The sequence below is a fragment of the Idiomarina zobellii genome, from assembly GCF_900100855.1.
Taxonomy (GTDB): domain Bacteria; phylum Pseudomonadota; class Gammaproteobacteria; order Enterobacterales; family Alteromonadaceae; genus Idiomarina; species Idiomarina zobellii.
The window spans coordinates 26372-41858 of record NZ_FNCB01000014.1; the positions used below are offsets into that span (position 1 = coordinate 26372).

Sequence of the window (15487 nt, forward strand, 5' to 3'; positions counted from 1 at the left end):
CCAAAAGTTAGAGATTTACGTTTTTTAACGATAAATACGACAAAGGGACTAGGACATCTAGGTGGGCTTACACAAAGAAACAGTGTAACTAACTGTATTAAATGAAAATTTACGTTCAACAACAATTTTAAAAATACACCATTCATACGATTGTTGAGTGAAAAGCAATCGCTATTCTTGTTAGCGGAATTATTAACAAAAGGTGTTCCGCTTTGACTATTTTTAAACAACTTTTAGCAGCAACAGTGGTCATGTTGGTCTCTCTTCCAGGAGCAGCCTCTGACATTCCTGTTGCTTTAGCAGGGTTACTGGAGCGGCAGTCCCTTGCAAACCATGCGGAAATTGCTCAGCTAGGCTCATATAACCTCACTTCACTTGCCCAGGCAGGCGAGCAAAACTACGCGTATCTCGCTCAGTATGGGTTGGAAAATACCCTGACAGTCGAGCAGCAAGGGTTCAATAATTCTGTCACTGCAGAGCAGTCTGGACGCAGTAATTCAGCGACCATTCTTCAAGTTGGTGCTAACAATGTTATTCAGCTTCAACAACTTGGTGATGGCAACTCAATAACCATTCAGCAGACGGGTGCTGCCGCTGAAATGTCCATCACGCAGTTCAAATAAGAACAATCAACGGAGAACAATCATGTCTAATACAATCCTTAAAAAAAGTGCAGTTGCTTTAGCGTTAACCTTAGCGTTTTCAGGTTATGCGGCGGCAGAAGCACACATTGCTGTTGTAAACCAAGATTCATCAGAAGCAGTTGAATCGGGCAACAACATGTATATCGAGCAAGGTGGTTTCTTAAACTGGGCTTACGCTGACCAATACGGTGAAGGAAACGACACTTTCTTGTTACAGCTAGACAGCCTTCAAGAAGCATACGCTTATGTCACTGGTGACTTTAACTTAGTGGAAGGCGAACAGTATGGCTTCTGGAACACCTTAGATTCAGATATTCAAGGTGACGAGAACGTATTATCAAGCTTTCAGGAAGGTGACTACAACGTTGCTGAAGTATTCCTTACAGGTAATGCCAATACAGCTATTGTCGAACAGTCAGGTAGCGCTAATACTGCAGGCATTGATTTAGCAGGCGACTACAACAGCGCGTCTATCGCTCAATCAGGCGACCTTAACTGGGCAAACTTCCAAATCGAAGGTAGCGATAACTACTTTGAAGCAAATCAGTCAGGTTCTTCTAACGAAGCCGGTTACTTCACTGCAACTGGCAACATGAACACATTCATTGCGGATCAAGAAGGTGACGGAAACGTTGGCGGTGTTGTTGGTGCTAACGGCGATATGAATGAAGTCTATGTCCAACAATTTGGTTCAGCTAACATCTTCATCGCGCAAAGTCTTTCGGGTAATGAAAACTTCGTTGATGTTTATCAAGACGGCTCAAGTAACGAGTTTCTTATCCAGCCAATTCAAGGTGATGTCAACGAAATCGTTGTTAATCAGGAAGGCAACACTAACGTTGTTGAAGCAGCTACCGGCATGATCGGTAACTACAATACCGTTGACGCTGACCAAAATGGTGATAACAACTACGCCGTGTTCGCTACCGAAGGTGATGATCACATCATCGAAATGGATCAGCGCGGCGATAACAACATTGCGGTTGCAGAGTCTTATGGCTCTTTCAACGATATCTATATCTCTAGCCGCGGTGATGAAAACTTTAACGGTGTTGCTCTGATTGGCTCTGGTAACGAAGCTGATAGCCGACAAATTGGTGATGTAAATACCGCAGAGATTGTTATCGTCGGCGACGACAATGACCTTTACTCTCGTCAACACGGTGACAGTAACACCTTGCTTGCCTACTCTTACGATGCGGGAACCACTTCAGGTAACGAGTTGCAATCTACGCAAACCGGTGACATCAACTTAATTGATACCATTATCGGTGGTAGCGACAATGTTATTGCCTTTGCTCAAGAAGGTAACAGCAACGTTATCGCTGGCGATGAAGGTTCATTTATTGTTGGTGGCAATGGTGGTAATGTTGATATTCAACAAATTGGTAACAATAACGTTGTTACAGGTGGTCAACTTAGCGATAGCAACACAATGAGTGTTTATCAGCAAGGCGATTACAACGTAGCAACCGTCGTTCAGTACTAATTTCAGTATTGGCTCGATAGTAAAGCGGCTACTTTCAGGTAGCCGCTTTTTAGGCTCTTATGATTAAAAAACTCTTTTTTATAATAATTTTAATAACGCCATTTAGTCATGCCGATGAGATAGAGCTAGGTGGTATGGTTTTAGACCGAACGATATCTCGTTTTGGTAAAGACTTTTTCTTCTATTACACAAGTTATTGGCGGGATATTCCGTCAACCAACGGTATTACCGTCGTCGTCAACGAGCGCGTTTACCCACAAGCTGGAACCTATTTGTGGGTAGAAATGGAACAAAAGAAAGTGTTCGAGACCTATTTTGGGCGACGCCAGAACGACGTTAAAAAATTAGCCGAACAGGCCATCCTTATTAGTATTAACGAAGTCGCTCGCATTAAAGCTGACTCCGTTTTCGACTCGCCAGACAATAATGAATTTTAACAAGGCGTTAATTATGAAAAAACTCTCAACTGTTACTTTGGTTCTACTACTCACTTCGGCATCAGTGAGTGCAACAGAGATAGTCTATCAGCCAATAAACCCAAGTTTCGGCGGTAACCCTATGAATGGCAGCTTCCTTCTGCAAAAAGCTCAAAGCCAAAATGCTCATACCGCGCCGGATGAAGGCCGCTCTTTTGTTGATAGGTTCCGCGACGCCCTCGAACGCAACATTATCAACTCTCTTACTCGGCGTATTGCCGACGGCGAAATTGTCGAAGGGTTATATGACACCGGTGAGTACACCGTAGAAGTTATTGGGCAACCTGACGGCAGCGTTCTGGTTTACATAACGCATAACGAGACCGGTGAGCAAACTGTCATTACCATGCCAGCGATTTAAAAGAGAGTAACCATGAATATTCGTATTATTACTTTACTATGTTTAACGTTGGCAGTGTCAGGTTGTGCGATGATGCCAAAGCCAACCGATTTAAACATTACCCCAGCTGAAATCGACGCACCGAGTTCAATGATGGTTACGCTTCAGAAGCAGCCGGTGCCAAAAAGCCGGATTCCTGTTTCGGTGTACGCTTTTCGTGATCAAACCGGGCAATATAAACCACAGGCTAATGTCTCAAGCTTCTCAACAGCGGTGACCCAAGGTGCAACCTCCATGCTGACACAGATGCTGCTTGAGTCTGGTTGGTTTCTGCCAATGGAGCGTGAAAACCTTCAAAATCTGCTGACTGAACGTAAAATTCACAACTCCAGTAAAGACTCTGACTTACCGCCGTTAAGAGAGGCCAGACTGCTGCTTGAAGGTGGCATTATTAGCTATGACACTAACGTCAGTACCGGTGGTATCGGCGCTGAATACTTTGGCATCGGGGCGTCAGAACTTTACCGTGAAGATCAGGTCTCGGTGTACTTGCGCGCCGTCGACGTTTACACGGGCCAGGTGCTGCTATCGGTATCAGCTAACAAGAAGGTCTTCTCACAAGAGCTAAGAGCGGGGTTATTCCGCTATGTTTCTTTAAACCGTTTAGCGGAATTCGAAGGTGGCTACTCCACGAATGAGCCAGTGCAACTTTCTGTGAAACAAGCGATGGAAAAAGCGTTAGTAGAATTGATAGAAAAAGGGCAGGAGCGAGGCTTTTGGCGGGCAGATAGCTAGTGCCTGCTCGTTAATTAGTTGACGCGTAACTCGCCCACTTCAAAAGCTCGACTCTGTTACGCGCACCTGTCTTTCGGAAAATCGAAGACAGGTGCGTTTTCACAGTATGTGCACTGATATTCAGCTGCTCACCAATTTCTTTATTTCTGGCGCCGGTACCAACCAACTCGATAATTTTTAACTCTTGTGGTGTTAAAGAGCTTATCTGTGAGAAAGACGTAGCCGTGTCATCATCAGCATGACGGCGCAACATCATTTCTTCTATTTTGTCTGACAGTAATGATCGCGGGTAATAAAGTTCGCCCTGGCTAATCACCTTCAATGCGGTTAGCACCCGGTCTAAATGTTCATTTTCATAGATAATGCCGCGCGCACCTAAATTCAGAGCCTGCGAAGGCTTAACAGAATCCGGCTTCACATTCACCAAAAACAGGGCGTAGCCCTTTGCAAGCGCAGCGACTTCATTCGCTGTGCTCGTCCGTGATAATTGCTCAGAGCTTAACGAGTACGCAACCATAATCTCTTTATCTGGAATCTGGTTAAGTAACTCATGTAGGCTTAGATGAATTACTTCGATTTCCAGTGACTCTGCAAGTAAAGCAAAGTTCTGCGTCCGTTTTTGGTGTTCAATTAGAGCAAGTTGAGAAAAGCGCGTCATAACACCCCTTAGAACCGACTACAAAGACTTTCAATTCTTGTTTACATTTTTTATACGAAAGTCATGACCCTTTATAATAGCAAAAAAGCATCACTTGGAAGGTAGCGCGGGCAAACAATATGTAACAATTTGTTACAACCCTTAAAAATTAAAGGGTTCGCAATGCGAATTATACGACTCATTTTGTTATTTAAAGTCTACATGAATTATCAAAAAAGCCAAATCCTACCAGCCCCAAAGCTCCAACCTAAGGCGACAAATTATGCAAACAAACGTATAATGCGCGCAGCTTAAAACAAGGCTTCGGATAAAGTTGAGTGTTTTAGTCAGGTATTTTATAATACTCAGTATTCGCATATAAGTAAGGTGGTAAACATGAGCGAACAAATTGATCAGGCTCTAGAACGTAAATACGATGCTGGGTTTGTGTCTGAAATAGAGTCGGAAACCTTTGCTCCCGGTTTAAACGAGGATGTCATTCGCCGTTTATCGGAAATAAAGGGGGAACCGGAGTGGATGACCGAATGGCGTCTGCAGGCCTACCGCAAATGGCTGAAAATGGATGAGCCCGAATGGGCGCATGTCGACTACCCAAAAGTCGATTATCAGTCTATTTCTTATTACTCAGCACCTAAGAGCATGAAAGATAAACCCAAGTCGCTCGACGAAGTTGATCCTGAGCTTTTACGCACTTATGAAAAGCTGGGCATTCCTTTGCACGAGCAAGAAATGCTAGCAGGTGTTGCAGTTGATGCCGTATTCGACTCGGTTTCCGTGGTGACCACCTTCCGCGAGAAGCTAGAGGAAGCCGGCGTTATTTTCTGCCCAATTTCCGAAGCTCTTCACAAATACCCAGAGCTCGTGAAGAAGTACCTTGGAACCGTGGTTCCAAAAGGCGACAACTTCTTTGCGGCGTTAAACAGTGCGGTGTTTACCGACGGCTCGTTTGTTTATATTCCAAAAGGCGTTCGCTGCCCGATGGAACTATCAACCTACTTCCGTATAAACGAGCAGAATACGGGTCAGTTCGAGCGCACACTGATTATTGCCGAAGAAGGCAGTTACGTCAGCTACCTCGAAGGCTGTACGGCACCGCAACGTGACGAAAACCAACTGCACGCAGCAGTGGTTGAGCTTGTCGCACTAGATGATGCTGAGATTAAATACTCGACCGTACAAAACTGGTACCCGGGTGACGAAGACGGTAAAGGTGGTATTTATAACTTTGTAACCAAGCGCGGATTGTGTGAGAAAAACGCAAAAATCTCCTGGACTCAGGTTGAGACAGGCTCAGCGGTTACCTGGAAATACCCAAGCTGCATTCTTAAAGGTGACAACAGCGTCGGTGAATTTTACTCAGTCGCCCTCACCCGCGGTAAACAGCAGGCCGATACCGGTACTAAGATGATCCACTTAGGTAAAAACACCAAGTCGACCATCATCTCCAAAGGTATTTCTGCCGGTCGCAGTAATAACGCATACCGTGGTTTGGTCCGCATGGGTCCTGGCGCTGAAGGCGCGCGTAACTTTACCGAATGTGACTCGCTGCTTATTGGCGACCAATGTGGCGCACACACATTCCCGTATATCGAAAGCAGCAATCCAACCGCGATTGTTGAACACGAAGCCACCACCTCTAAGGTGAGTGACGACCAACTCTTTTTATGTCAGCAACGAGGCCTCGACCCTGAAAAAGCAGTCTCAATGATTGTGAATGGCTTCTGTAAGGAAGTATTCCGCGAACTGCCAATGGAGTTCGCTGTGGAAGCCGGTAAGTTGCTTGAAATCAGTCTTGAAGGTTCAGTGGGGTAAGACATGCTATCAATTAAAGATTTACACGCTCGCGTGGAAGAAACAACGATTCTTAAAGGCCTTGACCTAGACATTAAGCCGGGTGAAGTGCATGCCATTATGGGCCCCAATGGCGCTGGTAAAAGTACTTTGGGCTACGTACTGTCAGGCCGCGAAGGCTATGAGGTAGAAAGCGGTAGCGTTAGCCTTGAGGACAAAGACCTGCTGGATATGGAAGTGGAAGAGCGTGCGCAAGCAGGCCTATTTCTGGCGTTTCAGTACCCAGTCGAAATTCCAGGCGTTAGCAATATGGAGTTCATGAAAGAGTCAGTCAACGCCATGCGTGAAGCTCGCGGTGAAGACGCACTAAGCTCTGCTGAGTTCCTGAAAAAGGCCAAAGAAGCCTGTAAGCAGGTTGAGTTGCCTCTCGACTTCCTAAAGCGCGGCGTTAACGAAGGCTTCTCCGGCGGTGAGAAGAAGCGTAACGAAATCATGCAAATGATTATGCTTGAGCCTAAGCTGGCTATTCTCGATGAGTCAGATTCTGGCTTGGACGTTGATGCGCTTCAGGTTGTTGCGAAAGGCGTTAACAGCCAACGCGACGGCAAACGCAGCTTTATCGTTGTGACTCACTATCAGCGCTTGCTGGACTACATTGAGCCGGACTATGTTCACATTCTTTCAAACGGCAAAATCGTGAAAAGTGGCGGCCCTGAGTTGGCTAAAGAAGTTGAGAAGTCAGGCTACGCTTGGCTTAAGGAAGGAGAAGTCGCATGAGTCAATGGCTAGCACAAGTAATTGAGCGTGCCGGCAATGTTGACGACTGGTTAGCGTCTGCGCGCTCAAAAGCGTTAGCAGAGCTAAAACAGAAAGAGTGGCCAGGACGTCGCACAGAAGCTTGGCGCTACACGTCTTTGCACAAAGTCGCAGACTTAAACCTTGCAACGACAAGCGAAGCAACAACGGCCGAAGCGCCTCAGGTTGAGGGCTTAAACAGCATTGACTTGGTTTTCGTTGACGGTCACCTGGTTAGTGACATTGCCAACCTGACATTGCCTGAAGGCGTCACAATTGCTTCTCTGGACGCGAAAAGTGATGCAGCGGAAAGTGTGTTTGGGCAAGTTAAGCCTCAGCATCATTTATTTGGTTTGGTGAACGATGTACTCGCTCAGCACGGTGTGGTCATTGATATTGCGCCAAACGCGAACGTTGAGCAGCCAATACGCATTGTTAACTTTGCCAGCGATGGCGTTGAGTCGCATCAGCGCTCATTGGTTCGTGTCGGTGAAGGCGCCAAAGCCGTTATTATTGAGCACGGTGTGGGTAATGGTCATAGCCTGAATACCGCCTTCGCAGAATACGACATTGCCGACAAAGCAGCTTTAGAACATTACCGGTTAGCGCTGCACGAAGGCGAAGCCATTCACGTTGGTGGTAGCCATTTCCGCTTACACAATGAGTCTAAGCTTAACAGCACCTTAGTTGGGTACGGCTCTCAGCTGACACGTCTGGATGTCGATATTGAACACGCAGGCGAGCACGCCTTTGCAAAGTTCAACAACATTTATTTGTTGGCACCGAAAGAGCATTTCGACTTACACAGCACCATAGAGCATGCGCAGCCTAACGGTACCACCGAAGAAAATGCGCGCGGCATTATTGGCGACAAGGCAAAAGCGGTATTTAACGGTCGTATTCACATACATCGCCATGCGCAAAAAACCCTGGCTGAGCTGAACAACCGTAACTTGTTACTCACTCGTGGCGCACAAATTAATACCAAACCTGAGCTGGAAATTTACGCGGACGATGTTCAGTGTGCTCACGGTGCTACTGTCGCAGAAATTGATGAAGAAGCTCTTTATTACATGCTGACTCGCGGTATCGACAAGCAGCAGGCATTGGTTATGCTTAACTTCGGCTTTGTACAGGAGCTGCTTTTCCAAATGCCAAATCGCGCATTAGCAGACTGGCTTCAGCCAATACTTAAGCAACGCTTCGAGCGTATGATGGAGCAGCAATGAGCCTAAGTGTTGCAGACATTCGCAAGCAGTTTCCCATTTTGTCACGCGAAGTGAATGGTCGCCCGTTGGTCTACTTAGACAACGCCGCTACGACTCAAAAGCCGCAGGCAGTTATCAATGCCTTGGTGGACTATTACACGCAGTGCAACTCTAACGTGCATCGCGGTGCTCATTACCTGTCAGACGAAGCAACACGCCGTTACGAGGCTGCGCGCCAAACGGTTGCAAAATACATTAATGCGAACCGTAACGAAGAAGTGATTTGGACCAGCGGTACAACTGAAGGTATTAACTTAGTCGCTAACGGCGTTGCGCAACGATTGAAAACCGGTGATGAAGTCATGGTCACCGAAATGGAGCACCATGCTGATTTGGTCACTTGGCAACAGGCTTGTAAACGCTCTGGCGCTACCCTAAAAGTTGTGCCCATTTATGACAATGGCGAACTTAATGTTGATGCGTTTCATGAGTTATTGAGTGACAACACCGCTTTTGTTGCCATGCCGCATGTATCCAACGCGCTAGGTACTGTAAACCCAATTAAAGAACTGACTGCCGCGGCTAAAAGCAAAGGCGCCTTAGTCTTAATTGATGGAGCCCAGGGCGTTGCTCACGGTGCAATAGACGTTCAGGATATTGGTTGCGATTTTTACGCATTTTCAGGCCATAAAGTATTTGGTCCCACCGGCATTGGCGTCCTTTGGGGTCGGTTCGATGTTTTGAATGACTGGCCAGTGTGGCTAGTTGGCGGCGAAATGATTGCTACCGTTAGCTATCAGGATGCAACCTGGGGCGAGCTTCCTAACCGTTTAGAAGCAGGCACGCCGAACATAGCAGGCGTTATTGGCCTGGCCGCAGCACTTGACTGGATTCAGCAGTACGACGCGGAAGAAATACGCGCTCACGAACAAGCGTTACTGGCACGAGCGACCGAATTAGCTAAGCAAACTGAAGGCTTGAGAATTATTGGTGACGCCCCCAATAAAATTGGCGTACTCAGTTTTGTTCTGGAGGGTGCACACCCGGCTGATATCGGTTTCTTGTTAGATAAGCAAGGTATTGCGATTCGCACCGGCGACCACTGTGCACAACCATTGATGAAGCGCCTGAATGTGCCGGGTACCGCACGTGCGTCATTTACCATCTACAATACATTAGACGAAGTTGATCAGCTCTTTGCGGGCATCAACAAAGCTCGTATGATGCTAGCCTAACGGCAGGAGGACACAATGTCTGTAGAAACTTTTAGCCCTTCGTCATCACTTATTTCCATGACGGACAGTGCCATTAAGTATTTTGAGTCACGACTGAAAAACGAATCGGGCAATTTGATTCGCTTATCAACCAAACAGAGCGGCTGCACAGGTTATGCTTACGTTCTTGACTCTGTTGATGCCATTCAAGACGGTGATGAAGTCGTGGAAATTAACGATAACATTAAGGTTGCTATTGCACCCAACGCGCTGGAACTGGTGCGTAATACAGAAATCGATTACGTCAAAGAGGGTATTAACGGCATTGTTAAGTTTAACAACCCTAATGTTGTTAACGAATGTGGTTGTGGCGAAAGCTTCAGCGTTACCTAAACGGGAAAGATAACAACAGCATGCAACAGAAAATGGTGAATACCTTACGCGAAGTCAAAGCGCGTAAGGTGCCATCCGGCGAACCTAAAATCATTCCCAAAGGGGAATTTGTTAATATTACCCAAGATTTGGGCGGTAATTACACCGTGACCTGGCAGGGTAATATGCTGCGCATTGACGGCACCGATGGCGACGCCATTGGCCGCAAGCCGGAGAAACTCGACTTTCCCGCGCCAGAAGACGGTCAAATTTCTGAGCAACAAGTTTGGGATGCACTGGAAACCATCTACGACCCGGAAATTCCCATTAACTTAGTGTCGCTTGGGCTTATTTATAAAGTCGATATAGACCAAGACAGTTCGCGGGTTAATATTGATATGACTCTCACCGCGCCGGGTTGCGGCATGGGACCAGTACTGGTCGGTGACGTTGAGTATCGTGTCTCACTGGTGCCGAATGTTGACAAGGTCAATGTAAACCTAGTGTTCGATCCTCCTTGGTCGCGCGATATGATGAGCGAAGAAGCGCAGCTTGAAGCTGGTGTGTTTTTCTAAACAGGAATACCGAATTAGCCATGAACTTACCAACAACTGACGAAATTCTTGATGATTTAGAATTCCTGGACGACTGGGAACAGCGCTACCAATACATTATTGATCTTGGCAAGGCACTACCAGGCTTGCCGGAAGAGCAGCATAAAGAAGAGTATCTGGTACGCGGCTGTCAGAGTAATGTTTGGCTGATTAGTGAAGAGAAAGACGGGAAGTTGCTGTTTCACGTCGACAGTGATGCGGTCATTGTGCAGGGGCTACTAACATTGGTTATGGCGGCTTACCATGACAAAACGGCTGAACAGATTTTGGCGTTTGATATTGACCAGTACTTTAACCAGCTTGACCTAGAAAACCACATTACACCAACACGTGGGAATGGATTAAGAGCTATTGTTGGAAAAATCCAGCAGTTGGCCAAAAACGCCAGCGCTTAAATGGTATTAAATAACTCTTGTACGTTATTGGATACAGAGCGGTAGGTTGATAACAGACGCGGCTGGATAGTTTCCAGTCGCTGCTTCATTTGAATCAGGCGTTCCAGTTTCAACGCAATACTCAAACACTGACCCATAGGCCCTTTTAAATTATTCACTGCTGCTTGTGTTTCAGGTGACAGAGGCAACTTTTCAAAAAACGCCTTTTTATCCACCCCCAACATGATATCAATACCTGATAGCAACCCCACGAAATAGCATTGATCAGGATCTAAGTCTTTATTTCTCTGCCCTTTCGCCAGTTCGTAGCACATTTGTGCCCTCACCAGCACCATGCGTGATGCTTCCTGACTACTAGCCGCTACAGAGCCTATGAGCGCTATCCAGCGGCGCAGTTTCTCAATACCCAGTCGCATAATCACATCTTTGACCCGGGTAATTGGGCTCGCCGTTGGATACAAAGGGCTATTTACAATTTTAAGAAGGCTGACAGACAACTTAGGATCTTCTGATATCACTCGCGACAACTCAGTCAAATCCGGCTCTTTTTCAAAGCATAAAGACAGCACTTTTGCGAGCTGCAGGGAAGACGGCTCTAGGCGAGTACCATAGATGACTTCCGGCTTAGCGAAGTAGTAGCCCTGAAACAAGTCAAAACCCAGTTCTTCGTATGCGTTTTTGGTCGCCTCGTCTTCCACTCGCTCTGCTAACCACTTGCCTTTGAAGGTAGTGGTTTCCTGTTTAAAGGCTCGAACCTGGTCAATAGTGACGGTAGACACATCCACCTTTATGTAAGACGCGTACTTTAGTAACGGCTCCCAGGCAGGGTCAAACTCGAAGTCATCGAGTGCAAAGCGAAAGCCCTTCTCATGCCAGCGTGCTACCGCATTCACAACAGCTCGCGTTGGCTTTATGGTTTCTAAAAGCTCAATAACGACCTTATCAGGCTCTATAGGCAGGAAGCTTTGAGACAGCAGAAAGTCGCTGGAAACATTAATAAAAGCCGTTGCATCGTACTGAGTGGTTTGCTCAGTGATGCCCGCGCAAAGGTTAAACACCACCTCACTGGTAGCAGCGGTATCGCCCACGGTTTCGGCGGATAAATGAATGGCGCTTCGGTACAACAGTTCTACCGCGTAAAAACGGTTTTTTCTGTCGTATATTGGCTGGGCCGCCAATAAAGGGGATGATTCCAAACCTGTCTACTTTTTAAACACTGATTATAAGCAGGATTCTACGGTAGTTTTTAATAAAAGAAAAGATGAACGGTTGTTATAAATTTAAGATTTACGACGCCCTGTAATCATGGGCTTTATAAGCTCAATGCGACCCCACCAACCTGTCAAAAGCACTGCGGCAACATGAATAAGAGCGCCTATAAATAAACTATGGGCAATGTATTCATGAATATTTTCGACAAGCGTACTGCCAAAGAAGGTGTCTGTTTCTTCGAGCAGAAAACCGGTAATGCCCTGCGCTAAAAGCAATAACCAAAACAGCAGTATCAACATACCGCCAACAGCGTTATGCCCGGATTCTTTAGGAATCTTGCGATTTTTAAGTTCACGCAGATGTTCAGATATTCGTCTAGAGGTCGGAAAAAAATCACTCAACCTTGCTCGCTGAGGCCCAACGAAGCTCCAGACAACACGAGCAAATACTAAAGCCCAAACACTATAACCAATCCACTGATGGACCGCTTCACCTGGCTCTAGTACAAAATAATTTAGCGTAAAGCCAATAACAATAAGCCAGTGGTAAATGCGGATAAACTTATCCCAAATCACCACTGGCTTACTCATTAACTTACTCTTTCTCTTCTTTTACAACGCTGCCATCAACAGGATTGAAGTAAATTTCTACCTTCTCGCCTGCCTGGTTTTTGCCGTAAATCTCGTAGCAGTTGCCGGGAGTGACTTTAAACTCATTAATGTCATAGCCCTGCTCTTTTAAACCAGCCTGGAACTGTTCTTGATCCATCCACTCTGATTGTGGCGCCGTTGTGCACTGTGTTTCCGTTTCTTCGGCACTGCAAGCGGCTAACAATGCCGCCGCACCTGCCATCGCGGTTAATTTTAATACGTTCATATTAGTCTCCTATCATTCGTTAGGAAGTGACTCGAAGCCCATGTGATAGAGCGTAAAGCCGAAAATATCCGAATACTGCTCAATCGTTTTTGAAACTGGTGTTCCTGCACCGTGGCCCGCATTGGTTTCAATGCGAATTAACTGCGGGTTATCGCCCCCGGCTTTATCCTGAAGCTCTGCTGCGAACTTAAAGGAATGGGCAGGCACCACCCGGTCATCATGATCACCCGTAGTAACCAGCGTTGCCGGATACTCAACACCTTGTTCTACGTTATGCACTGGCGAGTAGTTCAGCAAGTATTCAAACATTTCTTTACTGTCTTCTGCTGTACCATAGTCATACGCCCAGCCTGCACCCGCAGTGAAGGTGTGATAGCGAAGCATGTCCAAAACTCCCACCGCTGGTAACGCAACCGCAAACAGCTCAGGGCGCTGTGTCATTACCGCACCAACCAGCAAGCCACCGTTTGAGCCACCACGAACTGCCAGGCGCTCAGACGAAGTATAGTCTGCTTCTATCAGATATTCCGCTGCCGCAATAAAGTCATCGAACACATTTTGCTTTTGCATCTTAGTGCCAGCTTTATGCCACTCTTTACCGTACTCACCACCACCACGTAAGTTGGCAACCGCATAAACACCGCCCATTTCCAGCCAAGCTGCATTAGCAATGCTGAAACTTGGTGTCAGACTAATATTGAAGCCACCGTAGCCGTATAGAATAGTTGGGTTCGTACCGTTTAGCTCAACACCTTTTTTATGAGTGATGATCATAGGCACTTCAGTGCCGTCTTTAGACGTATAGAACACCTGCTTACTCACATACTGGTTAGGGTCAAAGTCTGCGCCCGATTCTTCGTACACGGTCGACTCTCCCGTTTCAGGGTTCATCTCGTATATGGTGCTTGGCGTGCTGTAGTTCGTGAAGCTGTAATACACTTTTTCAGCGTCTTTCTTTTCACTAAAGCCACTCGCACTACCTACTCCCGGCAATGCGATGTCACGCACTTTCTTACCGTCGTAGTCGTATTGCTCGACTTTGGATACCGCATCAACCATATACTCTGCAAAGATATAACCCGCACCGGTTGATGGATTCAGCACATGCTCGCTGTGTGCAATAAAGTCCTGCCAGTTTTCAGGTGTTGGGTTGCTCGCATCCACGGTAACAACACGACCGTTAGGCGCATCCATATTGGTCTCTAGATACAAGGTACCGTCCTGACTTGTCAGTACTGAAGTATCGTAGTCCATGTTACCGTCAACCAAGACCAGTTCAGAGTCCGGCTGAGTCAAATCTTTAATGTACAGCTTGTTACCAGATGTCGAATTAGCGGCCGAAACCACCAGGAAACGATCGTCTTCAGTGACATAACCACCAACATAGCGGTGCTTCTCAGCTTCCGTACCACCGAAAATTAGGTCGTCTTCAGACTGAGGCGTACCAATCTCATGGTAATACAGCTTGTGCTGGTCTGTTTTTGCTGACAGCTCACTGCCTTCCGGTTTGTCATAGCTTGAGTAGTAGAAACCTTCGTTGCCCTTCCACGAAATACCGCTGAACTTCACGTCCACTAACGGTTCTTCATGCTGGTCGCCAGTTTCTGCGTCAATCACAATAATTTTACGCCAGTCACTGCCGCCTTCAGAAATAGAATAAGCCGCAATAGAGCCGTCTTCACTGAACGTTAGCTGAGCCAGCGACGTTGTGCCATCTTCACTGAACTTGTTCGGGTCTAAAAAGACTTCCGCTTCGGCGTCTTCACTTTTCTTACGATAAACAACATACTGGTTTTGCAAACCATCGTTCTTGTAGAAATAGATGTAGTCACCCTCAAAACGAGGCGCGCTGACTTTTTCATAATTCCACAATTCCGTTAAGCGCTCTTCAATTTTTTCGCGGAATGGAATTTTCTCCAAATGGCTAAAAGTCACTTCATTTTGCGCTTTTACCCAAGCTTCCGTTTCTTCGCTACGGTCGTCTTCTAACCAGCGATACGGGTCTGCTACTTCAGTGTCAAAGTAGGTGTCTACGACATCGCCTTTACGCGTTTCCGGATACTGCATCTGATTATTCACTTCTTCATCATTGCTTGGTGACTGTGAGCAGGCTGTCAGCAAACTTACGGCAACCGCTCCTAGTAAGTATTTCATTGTTGTTATCCTTATTTGAACTTAACGACTTCACCTTTTAGCGCAACGCCGGCCATTAAGAAACCTGCGCCACATTGAAACTCTTCGGCACTCGCAAACTCATTATGGTTGTAGTTCGACTTAATGTTAATCACTGCGTCGTAACCATTTTCACGAGCGTTTTCCTGTAATACTTTTAGTGCCGACAACAACACCCATTCACAGGCTTCTCGGTCTGACTTACCAAAAGCGTTCGTCTTACGGCTTGTGCTAATAACGCCCATGGATTGAGCCACTTCCGGGTGCGATTGCCCCGCAAAATAGAAAGGCACATCATGTAGAGCTTCTTTTGCCTTGGCAGTCTCTACTGCTGGCTTAATTTCCAAAGTAACCACATCATCTCTGGCTTCCGCTGAGAACGACAGTAACGCAGCGGCAAACAAAGCACTAGCAACAAGTAAGTTTTTCATGAGTA

At 46.5% G+C, this 15487-nt stretch carries 18 protein-coding genes; 12 read left to right on the forward strand and 6 right to left on the reverse strand.

Annotated elements, in window-relative coordinates; translation table 11 throughout:
• The first annotated feature begins 212 nt into the window (after positions 1-212).
• The 5 genes from BLT32_RS10690 to BLT32_RS10710 all read left to right on the forward strand — a co-directional run bounded on the left by BLT32_RS10690 (position 213) and on the right by BLT32_RS10710 (position 3744).
• Positions 213-623, forward strand: a complete 411-nt coding sequence (locus BLT32_RS10690) for a curlin subunit CsgB (protein WP_053954275.1) — start codon at positions 213-215, stop codon at positions 621-623.
• Between the two features lie 22 nt (positions 624-645).
• The gene (locus tag BLT32_RS10695) at positions 646-2133 is read left to right on the forward strand and encodes a hypothetical protein (protein WP_053954274.1); all 1488 of its coding nucleotides are present in this window, start codon (positions 646-648) and stop codon (positions 2131-2133) included.
• Positions 2134-2267: 134 nt separating this feature from the next.
• The gene (locus BLT32_RS10700) at positions 2268-2570 is read left to right on the forward strand and encodes a curli production assembly/transport protein CsgE (protein ID WP_235444004.1); all 303 of its coding nucleotides are present in this window, start codon (positions 2268-2270) and stop codon (positions 2568-2570) included.
• A 13-nt stretch (positions 2571-2583) separates the two neighbouring features.
• Entirely contained in the window at positions 2584-2970 is a 387-nt protein-coding gene (locus tag BLT32_RS10705) for a curli assembly protein CsgF (RefSeq protein WP_053954299.1), read from the forward strand.
• 12 nt (positions 2971-2982) lie between these two features.
• Positions 2983-3744 carry a CsgG/HfaB family protein gene (locus BLT32_RS10710; RefSeq protein ID WP_053954272.1) on the forward strand — a complete coding sequence of 254 codons (762 nt, stop codon included), beginning with the start codon at positions 2983-2985 and terminating at the stop codon, positions 3742-3744.
• Between the two features lie 10 nt (positions 3745-3754).
• On the opposite strand, the gene BLT32_RS10715 is transcribed toward BLT32_RS10710, so the two are convergent.
• Positions 3755-4402 (reverse strand): helix-turn-helix transcriptional regulator, encoded by a 648-nt coding sequence (locus tag BLT32_RS10715; protein ID WP_053954271.1) that lies wholly within the window; start codon positions 4400-4402, stop codon positions 3755-3757.
• Between the two features lie 375 nt (positions 4403-4777).
• On the opposite strand from BLT32_RS10715, the gene sufB reads away from it, so the two are divergent.
• Genes sufB through BLT32_RS10750 form a run of 7 tightly spaced genes read left to right on the forward strand, consistent with a single transcriptional unit; the run spans position 4778 to position 10791 of the window.
• The gene (gene sufB, locus BLT32_RS10720) at positions 4778-6214 is read left to right on the forward strand and encodes a Fe-S cluster assembly protein SufB (RefSeq protein ID WP_053954270.1); all 1437 of its coding nucleotides are present in this window, start codon (positions 4778-4780) and stop codon (positions 6212-6214) included.
• 3 nt (positions 6215-6217) lie between these two features.
• Positions 6218-6970 carry a Fe-S cluster assembly ATPase SufC gene (gene sufC, locus BLT32_RS10725; RefSeq protein ID WP_053954269.1) on the forward strand — a complete coding sequence of 251 codons (753 nt, stop codon included), beginning with the start codon at positions 6218-6220 and terminating at the stop codon, positions 6968-6970.
• Positions 6967-8217: a Fe-S cluster assembly protein SufD gene (gene sufD, locus BLT32_RS10730; protein ID WP_053954268.1), complete on the forward strand. Its 1251-nt coding sequence runs from the start codon at positions 6967-6969 to the stop codon at positions 8215-8217. Before sufC ends, sufD begins: the two co-directional genes overlap by 4 nt.
• The gene (locus BLT32_RS10735; RefSeq protein ID WP_053954267.1) at positions 8214-9431 is read left to right on the forward strand and encodes an aminotransferase class V-fold PLP-dependent enzyme; all 1218 of its coding nucleotides are present in this window, start codon (positions 8214-8216) and stop codon (positions 9429-9431) included. The genes sufD and BLT32_RS10735 overlap by 4 nt, the downstream gene beginning before the upstream one ends.
• A gap of 15 nt (positions 9432-9446) precedes the next feature.
• A complete protein-coding gene (locus tag BLT32_RS10740) occupies positions 9447-9803 on the forward strand; it encodes a HesB/IscA family protein (RefSeq protein ID WP_053954266.1) in 357 nt (118 codons plus the stop codon).
• Positions 9804-9823: 20 nt separating this feature from the next.
• Positions 9824-10357, forward strand: coding sequence for a putative Fe-S cluster assembly protein SufT (gene sufT, locus BLT32_RS10745; RefSeq protein ID WP_053954265.1), 534 nt, complete (start codon positions 9824-9826; stop codon positions 10355-10357).
• A gap of 20 nt (positions 10358-10377) precedes the next feature.
• The gene (locus BLT32_RS10750) at positions 10378-10791 is read left to right on the forward strand and encodes a SufE family protein (RefSeq protein ID WP_053954264.1); all 414 of its coding nucleotides are present in this window, start codon (positions 10378-10380) and stop codon (positions 10789-10791) included.
• Here BLT32_RS10750 and BLT32_RS10755 read toward each other — a convergent pair.
• The 5 genes from BLT32_RS10755 to BLT32_RS10775 all read right to left on the reverse strand — a co-directional run bounded on the left by BLT32_RS10755 (position 10788) and on the right by BLT32_RS10775 (position 15482).
• Positions 10788-11987, reverse strand: a complete 1200-nt coding sequence (locus tag BLT32_RS10755; protein WP_053954263.1) for an EAL and HDOD domain-containing protein — start codon at positions 11985-11987, stop codon at positions 10788-10790. The genes BLT32_RS10750 and BLT32_RS10755 overlap by 4 nt on opposite strands.
• 84 nt (positions 11988-12071) lie before the next feature.
• Positions 12072-12593 carry a cytochrome b/b6 domain-containing protein gene (locus BLT32_RS10760; protein WP_074668977.1) on the reverse strand — a complete coding sequence of 174 codons (522 nt, stop codon included), beginning with the start codon at positions 12591-12593 and terminating at the stop codon, positions 12072-12074.
• 4 nt (positions 12594-12597) lie between these two features.
• Positions 12598-12879, reverse strand: a complete 282-nt coding sequence (locus tag BLT32_RS10765) for a PepSY domain-containing protein (protein ID WP_053954262.1) — start codon at positions 12877-12879, stop codon at positions 12598-12600.
• Between the two features lie 12 nt (positions 12880-12891).
• Positions 12892-15033, reverse strand: a complete 2142-nt coding sequence (locus BLT32_RS10770) for a prolyl oligopeptidase family serine peptidase (protein ID WP_053954261.1) — start codon at positions 15031-15033, stop codon at positions 12892-12894.
• 11 nt (positions 15034-15044) lie between these two features.
• Positions 15045-15482 carry a hypothetical protein gene (locus BLT32_RS10775; RefSeq protein WP_053954260.1) on the reverse strand — a complete coding sequence of 146 codons (438 nt, stop codon included), beginning with the start codon at positions 15480-15482 and terminating at the stop codon, positions 15045-15047.
• Positions 15483-15487: the final 5 nt, after the last annotated feature.

Excerpts from the sequence above, each read along its gene's own strand:
- sufD (WP_053954268.1), top strand. The coding sequence starts at position 6,967 with ATGAGTCAATGGCTAGCACAAGTAATTGAGCGTGCCGGCAATGTTGAC.
- BLT32_RS10770 (WP_053954261.1), bottom strand. The coding sequence starts at position 15,033 with ATGAAATACTTACTAGGAGCGGTTGCCGTAAGTTTGCTGACAGCCTGC.
- BLT32_RS10760 (WP_074668977.1), bottom strand. The coding sequence starts at position 12,593 with ATGAGTAAGCCAGTGGTGATTTGGGATAAGTTTATCCGCATTTACCAC.
- BLT32_RS10740 (WP_053954266.1), top strand. The coding sequence starts at position 9,447 with ATGTCTGTAGAAACTTTTAGCCCTTCGTCATCACTTATTTCCATGACG.
- BLT32_RS10735 (WP_053954267.1), top strand. The coding sequence starts at position 8,214 with ATGAGCCTAAGTGTTGCAGACATTCGCAAGCAGTTTCCCATTTTGTCA.
- BLT32_RS10775 (WP_053954260.1), bottom strand. The coding sequence starts at position 15,482 with ATGAAAAACTTACTTGTTGCTAGTGCTTTGTTTGCCGCTGCGTTACTG.
- BLT32_RS10715 (WP_053954271.1), bottom strand. The coding sequence starts at position 4,402 with ATGACGCGCTTTTCTCAACTTGCTCTAATTGAACACCAAAAACGGACG.
- BLT32_RS10765 (WP_053954262.1), bottom strand. The coding sequence starts at position 12,879 with ATGAACGTATTAAAATTAACCGCGATGGCAGGTGCGGCGGCATTGTTA.
- BLT32_RS10695 (WP_053954274.1), top strand. The coding sequence starts at position 646 with ATGTCTAATACAATCCTTAAAAAAAGTGCAGTTGCTTTAGCGTTAACC.
- sufB (WP_053954270.1), top strand. The coding sequence starts at position 4,778 with ATGAGCGAACAAATTGATCAGGCTCTAGAACGTAAATACGATGCTGGG.
- BLT32_RS10705 (WP_053954299.1), top strand. The coding sequence starts at position 2,584 with ATGAAAAAACTCTCAACTGTTACTTTGGTTCTACTACTCACTTCGGCA.
- sufC (WP_053954269.1), top strand. The coding sequence starts at position 6,218 with ATGCTATCAATTAAAGATTTACACGCTCGCGTGGAAGAAACAACGATT.
- sufT (WP_053954265.1), top strand. The coding sequence starts at position 9,824 with ATGCAACAGAAAATGGTGAATACCTTACGCGAAGTCAAAGCGCGTAAG.
- BLT32_RS10700 (WP_235444004.1), top strand. The coding sequence starts at position 2,268 with ATGGTTTTAGACCGAACGATATCTCGTTTTGGTAAAGACTTTTTCTTC.
- BLT32_RS10750 (WP_053954264.1), top strand. The coding sequence starts at position 10,378 with ATGAACTTACCAACAACTGACGAAATTCTTGATGATTTAGAATTCCTG.
- BLT32_RS10710 (WP_053954272.1), top strand. The coding sequence starts at position 2,983 with ATGAATATTCGTATTATTACTTTACTATGTTTAACGTTGGCAGTGTCA.